Origin of the sequence: Streptomyces sp. AC558_RSS880, from assembly GCF_019049255.1 — a bacterium.
In the GTDB taxonomy this organism is placed as follows: domain Bacteria; phylum Actinomycetota; class Actinomycetes; order Streptomycetales; family Streptomycetaceae; genus Streptomyces.
Window position 1 is genome coordinate 25,500 of sequence record NZ_JAGMUJ010000070.1, and the last position, 7,934, is coordinate 33,433.

At 68.7% G+C, this 7,934-nt stretch carries 8 protein-coding genes and 1 pseudogene; 6 read left to right on the forward strand and 3 right to left on the reverse strand.

The genetic code is table 11. From position 1 onward, the window contains the following. The first annotated feature begins 94 nt into the window (after positions 1-94). A complete protein-coding gene (locus KUM38_RS22155; RefSeq protein WP_217131172.1) occupies positions 95-664 on the forward strand; it encodes a hypothetical protein in 570 nt (189 codons plus the stop codon). A gap of 34 nt (positions 665-698) precedes the next feature. Here the strand turns inward: KUM38_RS22155 and KUM38_RS22160 are convergent, their stop codons facing one another. Then, complete coding sequence (locus KUM38_RS22160; protein WP_308409012.1) at positions 699-1,229, reverse strand: YrhB domain-containing protein; 531 nt, start codon at positions 1,227-1,229, stop codon at positions 699-701. Positions 1,230-1,887: 658 nt separating this feature from the next. Between KUM38_RS22160 and KUM38_RS22165 the strand changes: the two genes are divergently transcribed. Together KUM38_RS22165 and KUM38_RS22170 are read left to right on the forward strand one after the other, a co-directional pair. Continuing rightward, positions 1,888-2,493: a dihydrofolate reductase family protein gene (locus KUM38_RS22165; RefSeq protein ID WP_217131173.1), complete on the forward strand. Its 606-nt coding sequence runs from the start codon at positions 1,888-1,890 to the stop codon at positions 2,491-2,493. Between the two features lie 195 nt (positions 2,494-2,688). Then, a protein-coding gene (locus KUM38_RS22170; RefSeq protein ID WP_308409013.1) for an IS3 family transposase occupies positions 2,689-3,881 on the forward strand; the annotation gives its coding sequence in 2 pieces (ribosomal slippage) (positions 2,689-2,959 and positions 2,959-3,881; 1,194 coding nt in all). Between the two features lie 372 nt (positions 3,882-4,253). Here the strand turns inward: KUM38_RS22170 and KUM38_RS42025 are convergent. Then, entirely contained in the window at positions 4,254-4,613 is a 360-nt protein-coding gene (locus KUM38_RS42025) for a recombinase family protein (RefSeq protein WP_308409014.1), read from the reverse strand. A 203-nt stretch (positions 4,614-4,816) separates the two neighbouring features. Further along, positions 4,817-5,485, reverse strand: a complete 669-nt coding sequence (locus tag KUM38_RS22180) for a TetR/AcrR family transcriptional regulator (protein ID WP_217131174.1) — start codon at positions 5,483-5,485, stop codon at positions 4,817-4,819. Positions 5,486-5,543: 58 nt separating this feature from the next. On the opposite strand from KUM38_RS22180, the gene KUM38_RS22185 reads away from it, so the two are divergent. The 3 genes and pseudogenes from KUM38_RS22185 to KUM38_RS43635 form a co-directional block, all read left to right on the forward strand. Continuing rightward, the gene (locus KUM38_RS22185; RefSeq protein WP_217131175.1) at positions 5,544-6,992 is read left to right on the forward strand and encodes an MFS transporter; all 1,449 of its coding nucleotides are present in this window, start codon (positions 5,544-5,546) and stop codon (positions 6,990-6,992) included. Continuing rightward, positions 6,989-7,384 carry a cupin domain-containing protein gene (locus tag KUM38_RS22190; RefSeq protein WP_217131176.1) on the forward strand — a complete coding sequence of 132 codons (396 nt, stop codon included), beginning with the start codon at positions 6,989-6,991 and terminating at the stop codon, positions 7,382-7,384. The genes KUM38_RS22185 and KUM38_RS22190 overlap by 4 nt, the downstream gene beginning before the upstream one ends. Positions 7,385-7,800: 416 nt before the next feature. Further along, positions 7,801-7,934 (forward strand): annotated as a pseudogene (locus KUM38_RS43635) (IS6 family transposase); the annotation flags it as partial.

The following is a 7,934-nucleotide window of genomic DNA, read 5'->3' on the forward strand; positions in this document are numbered from 1 at the left end:
GGCGAAGCGGCGGCCAAGAAGTCGGTTTCTCTCGTGGGTGAGCCCCGACATCATGGCGTCGGTAGGGTCACATGCGAGAGGACGAGTGCGGCAGGTGTCTGGAGACGAGCAGACAGATCTCACAGAGCTGTGGCAGCAGCATTGGCCCAGTTGCCCTCCGGTCGGGTACAAGCTCCGAGACCCGTATCGGGACGTCTGGGTACGTTTTCACAGCCTGCCGGAGTCGAAGCGATATGCGGAGGACGAGAGCGAGTACACCGTCGTCCTGGAGCGTTACAACACCGTCCTCGATGAGTTGTTCGCCGGTGCGGACGTGTATGTCATCACTCCGCTCTGGACGACCGAAGCCGAGGTTCCGTCATCGGAAGCCGTCACGGGGTACTGGCAGAGCCTGCTGGTGGAGGACGATCCTGACCCTGAGTTCCGCACGTACTGCCACCTCTTCGCCGCCCGCCGGCCCTGGCAGCGCGGCTGCATCGACAACTTGCTCCGGGATACCGCCGACGACAAGGTGGCGGGAATCCTCATCGCCGACACCCGCATGCAGCGCATCCACCACCCCTACGACGGTGGCGCCGACGTCTTCCTCGCCACACCCGAAGAACGGGACGCGATGCGCGGTCGGCATGCCGACTGGCTTTCCAGTCATCCCTCGGGTCTCTGACCGGCTCGGACCGCCGCCCCGCTCAGAACGGTCTTCACCGCAAGCACCGGGTTGAAAGGCTCCACGAGTTCCTCGGTGGCGACGGCCCGAGGCGGGCGGGTGCATCACCCTCCAGCAACGCGCCCACGTACTCGATGGCCTCCGCGGGCGAGAGCACAGGCAGCCTCTGGCGCAGTGTCCGCACAGCATGCGTTCGTCCGCGCGTAGCGGCGACTCCGCGGAGCGCGACGTGTAGATCGTCCACTGCGGTGCGCACCGGCAGCCCGCGTATCCGGGCCCGGTAGTCGACCTCCCACTCTCCGGTTACCGCGGAGACGACGCCGATCTGGTGCAATCCCCCGTCGACGCGGTCGACCAGATACGGCCCATTGCCGATCAGCGCGTACTTCGAGTTCCGGGTGCGCACGAAGTCCTCGGACTGCCAGGAGACGATCCACACCAGCTCGTGCTCCTTGACACGGACCACGGCCGTCCTCACTGCTTCCGCGCTTACAGCCCGCCACTGCTGATAGTCGCGTTCCAGCTGCTCTTCGACAGCCCGAACGGCGGCTTCTCGCTCGATCACGCGTGCAGCATCCCGTACCGACCCGGTTTCGACCAGCGAATTCCCACAGCTCAGGGCCACGCAGAGGGGACCAACGAACCTTCTCGCCCAGGAATACAGCAGCTGAAGAACAAATGCTCTGCGCCAGTACCGCTGCGTACCCAGGGCATCTGCGGCCCCCCGCGACAAGGGCTACGAACCCAGCCCCGACACCTGCATGACGTCCACGGCCCCGGTCATCCGCCGGCTGGCCGCGTAGACGAACCCTGTCCCAGCCACACAGGCCGGGACGGGACCCACCCGGGCGGCCGCAGCACCGGCAAAGGCCGGCCGCCCACTCCCTCACCTCTTTTCGAGATCAGGAGAGAACCCAGCATGCGGCATCGCCCCAGGGCGGCTTCAAGTTCCGGGATCGTGTAGATCGTCGGGGCCGTTCGCGGGTGGGGCTGAGCTGGGGCTTTGGCAGAACTCAAACCGCCGTTCCCCATCGCGTGGAGATCATGACCCGACTGCGTGCACAGTGCAACCATGTGGGGCTCCAGGCCCTCCGGAGCAGTGCCGCTCGGCCGACCTGATCGGCTGCAGCGTCATGGGTTTTCTCGTCACTCCACAGCGTGGCCGATGAGTTTGCGGCTCCCGGCCGGTCCAAGCTCGTGACAGCCCAGGAAAGGAAAGTGCCATGTCGGAGCTTCTCGTCGACTTCATCACCTCCCTCGACGGTTACGCATCGGGAGAGGGGTGGCCCGGGTTCTGGGGCCTCGAGGGCCCGGAGTACCTCGCATGGCTCGGCGAGCAGCCCGAGGTCACCTACCTGATGGGAGCGAACACCTACCGCCTGATGTCGGGCTTCGCCGCGGGCGAGGTCCCGAATGGCCAAGACGAGTTCAGGCCCGAAGAAGAGGCGTCCGTCGACGAGCTCACGCAAGCGTCCAAGGTGGTGTTCTCCTCCTCACTCGAGGAGCCACTGACGTGGGCCAACTCCACGCTCGTCCGCGACGACGCCGTCGAGGCGGTCCGCGCCATGAAGTCGAGTGGCTCGGGGCTCCTCAGCACGATCGGCAGCCTCAGCCTGTGCCGGTCCCTGCTGCGAGCCGGACTCGTCGACCGCTTCCGGGTCGTGATGTTCCCGGTGATCACCGGGGCCACGGGCGAAGAACGCATCTACGACGGCTATCCGGACGTTGCCCTCGAGATGATCGAGCACCGCACCTTCGACGGCCGCATCCAGCTGGTCGAGTACAAGCCCCGCGTGCTCGAGCACCCGCCGCTCGGCGTCCCTGCGTGACGTCGCCGCGTCCGCCGGTCTGAACGGCCGCCAGGCCGGCGCCGGCGGGCGCGGAGCAAGACCTCATAGAGGGCGAACGGCCAACGTCAGGACGCCCGGTCCATCGTCGCTGTGCGGCGGGATGAGCTGACCCCGGTTTCGTGGAGTCCCTGAAGCCAGGGCTTATGATCCTGGCCCGAAGGAGAACCACGAGCAGTGCCAGCACCACGCAAGTACCCGGACGAGCTCCGCGAGCGTGCCGTCCGAGCGGTCCGCACCACCGGCCGTCCGATCGCGCATGTCGCGAAGGACCTGGGCATCCACAAGGAGGCCCTGCGCGGCTGGGTCCGCCAAGCCGAGGCGGACACCGGCGAACGCCACGACCGGCTGACCACCGCCGAGCGGGAAGAGCTGAGGCAACTCCGCCGCGAGAACGCGGAGTTGAAGCGGGCGAACGAGATCCTGAAGGCCGCGAGCGCGTTTTTTGCGGCGGAACTCGACCGTCCCCGGACGAGGCCGACCAGGTGATCGAGCACCTCAGGGACAAGGGCCTCGGGGTCGGGTTCGCGTGCCGGGTGCTGGGACTGTCCCAGTCGGCGTACTACGCCCGCAGGAAGCGGCCGAAGTCGGCCCGACGGCTGCGGGACGAACAGCTCATGCCGCTGATCGAGCAGGTTCATGCCGAATCGGGCGGTACCTATGGCGGCCGCCGGGTAACCCGCGCGCTGCGGCGCAAGGGCGTCGACGTGGCCCGCTGCACCGTCGAACGGCTGATGCGTGAGCTGGGCCTGGAGGACGTCATCCGCGGGCAGCGGCGGCGGACCACCGTACCGGAGCCGTCGGCGCCCCGCCCGCCGGACCTGGTCGACCGTGACTTCACCGCCTCCCGGCCGGATCAGCTGTGGGTGGCGGACATGACGTATGTCCGCACGTGGTCGGGGTGGGCTTACGTGGCGTTCGTCCTGGACGCGTACTCGCGGATGATTGTCGGCCGGCAGGTCGCGAACCACATGCGGACCGAACTGCCGTTGGATGCCCTGGAAATGGCGTTGTGGAGACGGAGGACCAAGAAGGACTCCGGCCTCATTCATCACAGCGACCGCGGGTCTCCATACGTATCAATTCGGTATACCGAGAGGCTGGCCGACATCGGGGCTTCGGCCTCGGTCGGCTCGGTCGCGGACAGCTACGACAACGCGATGGCCGAGGCGCTGAACGGCACCTTCAAGGCCGAGCGGATCGAGATGCAAGGCCCCTGGAGGGACGTCGACCAGGTCGAGCGGGCGATCTTCCAGTGGGTCACCTGGTACCACGAGGAACGGCTCCTCTCCGCCCTCGCCTACGTACCGCCCGCCGAATACGAACGCGACCGGTGGCGACAACAGGAAGCCGCCCCGCAGTCCGTCTGAAACAAGACCACCGGACTCTACGAAACTCGGGACAGCTCAGTTCGGAGGTGCGGAGGAAGTCGGCGACCTTGCCCGGCATATCGAGGGTGACCGGCAGTTCTGGGGCCGGGATGCCCGAGGCGCCGGCCGTGTGCGCGGGCAGGAGGTCGGCGACGGCGGTGCGGATGGCGCCGCGGCTGACGCCATGGTCGCGGGCGAGGGCGGCGATGGAGCGGCCCTCCAGGTACGCGGCGCGCACGGCCTCGGTCTTGTCGGCCGCCACGGTGGGGCGGCGGCCGCCCTTGCGGCCCTTGGCCTCGGCGGCCCGCAGCCCGTCGTACGTCAGCTCCCGCTGGAGCTCGCCGACGGCGGCGCGGGTCTGCACCATGAATTTCACGGTGGACAGTAGCTCGCCGGTGCGGGGTGGCGGGCGGTGAGGTCCATCGCGGAGAACGCGCCGTCGTGGATGCGCAGCGCCACCTGGTCGCGGTGGAGGACGTCGAGCACGTCGAGGATGTGCCCGGTGCTGCGCACGAGGTGGAACATCTCGGAGATGTGCACGGTGTCGCCCGGCCGCGCGTACGTGAGCAGCTCGCGGAACTTCGGCCGCCGGAGGGGATGGAGACGGCTGGAGGTGCCCGGCTCCTCCTCGAAGACGACCGGGTCCTCGATCCCGGCCTCGTCCAGGACAAGGTTCTGCCGGGTGGTCGACTGCTGGTCGGTCGAGACCCGCTTGTATACCAGGTTCGCCACCGGAGGGCCCCTTCCGTACGGAGGATCGGACCCTATCTGTCGTCAAACCTGTCAGTAATCACCATCGGATCTGATTGGATTCGGGCCCCGGCCGACCCCGGAAATCCGCAGGTTCATTGGACGCCCGGTCCGCTTGAGCTCGCCATCGTTTGCCAACGCTTGAGGTGGTGTCAGGGGTCAGGCACATCGACGGCGGCAAGTCGTCAGCGGCTGACGAGAAGGCCGTCCACCAGGGCCCGGAGCCCGTCCTGGTAGGTGTCCTCGGCGGTCAGCGGCGCCCAGCGGTCCGCGGCCTGCGCCAAGCGGGGCAGCTCGCTCGGGTCGAGATCGGCGAAGACCTGCTCCCGGTAGGTCGCGCGGTCATCGTCTGCGCGCCGCCGAGCCGCTGTTGTCCTGACCACGATCTCTCCGGCGGTGTAGTACCAGATCGAGCGGTAGCCGTGCACGGCCCGGTCGAGGGAGAGGCCGCATTCAACCAGGCCGTCAACGATCTGCTCGACGAACCACAGTGCGGATGTGGACATCAGGTCGTCGGCGGTCAGTACCTCCACGATCCAGGGACAGGCGGCGAGCGCCTCGTGGATCGCGGTGGCGGCGGCGACGATCCGCTCGCGAGGGTGGGCCGGCAGTTCGGGTCGGCGCAGTGTCCGTGCGGCGTAGTCGTCCAGCAGGAGGACGAGCAGTTCTTCCTTGTCGCGGACGTGGTGGTAGAGCGCCATCGGCGTGCTGCCGACCTCCGTGGCCAACCGCCGCATGGTCAGTCGGTCCACGCCTCCCTCGGTCACGATCCGGCGGGCTGTCTTGATGATCTCCTCGCGAGAGATACGGGGAGGTCGGCCCAGGGTTTTGCGTGGTGCGGGCGGTTGCGGCATGCCCCCCATCATCCCCCAGGTGTCGACAACGGCCACCCCTGACGCTAACTTTTCTTACATGTATAAAAACTCTCGGGAGAGGCCAAGCGTGGTGCTGGCGGCAGCCGCCGTCGCCCAATTCGTCGTCGCCCTGGACATGTCCGTGGTCAACGTCGCGTTACCCGCGATCCGCACCGCGCTGGGATTCGCGCCGCTCGACCTGTCGTGGGTCGTGCACGTGTACGCGCTCACGTTCGGCGGGTTCCTGCTGCTGGGGGGCCGCGCCTGCGACCTGTACGGCCGGCGTCGGATGTTCGTGCTGGGACTGACCGTCTTCGGGCTGTGCTCGCTGGCAGGCGGACTGGCCCAGACGCCCTGGCAACTGATCGCCGCACGCGCCGGGCAGGGCCTGGGCGCCGCCGCAGCCGCGCCGGCCGCGCTGGCGATGCTCACCACCACCTTCACCGAAGGCCCCCAGCGCGTCCGCGCGCTCGGAGTGTGGAGCGCGGTGAACGCCGCAGGTGGCGCGCTGGGCGTGCTGGCAGGCGGGCTGCTGACCGAGTACGCGGGCTGGCGCTGGGTCATGCTGATCAACCTGCCCATCGTCATGGCGGCTCTCGTGCTCATCCCCGCAGGGGTGCCCGCCGGAACAGCACCCGCCCAGCGCGAAAGGCTGGACGCGCTGGGCGCCGTCCTGGCGACCGGCGGAGTCGGGCTGCTGGTGCTCGGTGTCGTCCGCACCGACACCCTTGGCTGGGACTCCCCGGTCACGTGGGCGACCCTCGCTGCCGCGGCCGTACTGCTGACCGCCTTCGTCTTCGCCGAGTCGAGGGCCGACGCACCGCTGCTGCGCCTCGGCCTGCTGCGCAGCCGCTGGGTCGCCGGCGCGAACGTGCTGGTGTTCCTTGCCGCGGCCGGGCAGTTCACGGCGTTCTACTTCGTGTCCCTGTACATGCAGCAGGTCCTGGGCATGGGTGCCGCAGCGACCGGCACCGCATTTCTGCCCTTCTCCCTGGGCCTGGTCGCGGGAACCATCGTCGCGACCCACATCACCGCGGCACGCACCCCCCGTGTGTCCCTGGTGCCCGGCGCCCTGCTGGCCGCCGCGGGCCTGGCCTGGTTCGCCCTCATCAGTCCCGACGGCAGTTTCCTCACCGACGTGCTCGGCCCCTCCCTCGTCACCAGCGTCGGCGCCGGACTGGTCCTGGCTCCGGTCGCCGCCGCCGCGACCACCGGCGTCGCTGCGCGTGAGGCCGGCATGGCCTCCGGCCTTATGAACAGCTCCCGCCAACTCGGCGGCTCCATCGGCCTGGCTGCCCTGGCCACCATTGCCGCGCACCACACCGGCACAGCCACCGACCCCGCCGCGCTCAACGACGGCTACGCCCTGGGCCTGGCCATCGCCGCCGCCGTTTTCGTGCTCGCGGCGGTCGTGGCGATCGGTGTGCTGCCGCGCCGCCGGCCCGTCACACCTCTCCCGCAATCCACCGCCCCCGCGGAGAACCAGATGGAAGGAACACCGTCATGAAGACCACCACCGTCGACCTGTTCGCCTCGGCGCTGCACTTCCACCCCGACGGCGACGTCCGAGCCGTCGAACGGCAGATGACGAACGGCGGCTCCGACGCCTGGCAGATCGCCACGTTCCACGTGGAGACCGACGCCGACGTCCACGCCGACCACTGGGAGATGCACCCGGAAGCCGAGGAGGCCGTGTGCTGCCTGGCCGGCGGTGTCCGTCTCTACTTCCGTCCCGACGGGCCCGGTGACGCCGAGGAGATGGTGCAGTTGCAGGAAGGCACCGCCGTGATCGTCCCCCGCGGTCGCTGGCACCGCCTGGAACTGGACGCCCCCAGCGACCTGATGTCGATCACTCTTCGCAACGGCACCCGCCTCGAAAAGCGAACCGACACCCCCTGAGCGGACGGTGGCCCGACAATGTGCTGCCGGGCCACCGCAATCGCCCGACGGCTTGGCGGCGCCTGGTCCGTCGGCACACGCGCTCGCGGGTGACATCGCGCACCCGGCCGACACCCGGCAGCCCAGGACCGCGGCCATGTGTACGTCCTGTTGTGCTCCATCACGTTGGCCGTGCCCGACCAAGGCTCTGTGATCCGGTCCAGGCGGGTCACGCCGCCTGGCCGTAGTCATCTGGCGCGGGCGGCCCGTCGCCGCGCAGCGGGCTGAAGTCGACATCGAGGTGTGGGTCGTACGGTCCGGGCTGGATGCCGATTTCGTGAGTGGAGTATTCGCCGAAGCGGCGGATGGGCGTTGTCACGTTGGCTGACCGGCCTGGGATGACCTTGGAGTTGGTTGTGCCGGGGAGGGGTTCGCTCGTGTCGTCCGCGTCACCGCCATACCAGGGCCACCGATACCCGGTCGAGGTGATCGCGCACTGCGTGTGGCTGTACTTCCGTTTCCCGCTCAGCTTCCGCGAGGTCGAGGAGCTCATGCTCGAGCGCGGCGTGCT

Coding starts and splice junctions, on each gene's coding strand:
- KUM38_RS22185 (WP_217131175.1), top strand. CDS start 5,544: ATGTATAAAAACTCTCGGGAGAGGCCAAGCGTGGTGCTGGCGGCAGCC.
- KUM38_RS22180 (WP_217131174.1), bottom strand. CDS start 5,485: ATGCCGCAACCGCCCGCACCACGCAAAACCCTGGGCCGACCTCCCCGT.
- KUM38_RS22165 (WP_217131173.1), top strand. CDS start 1,888: ATGTCGGAGCTTCTCGTCGACTTCATCACCTCCCTCGACGGTTACGCA.
- KUM38_RS22190 (WP_217131176.1), top strand. CDS start 6,989: ATGAAGACCACCACCGTCGACCTGTTCGCCTCGGCGCTGCACTTCCAC.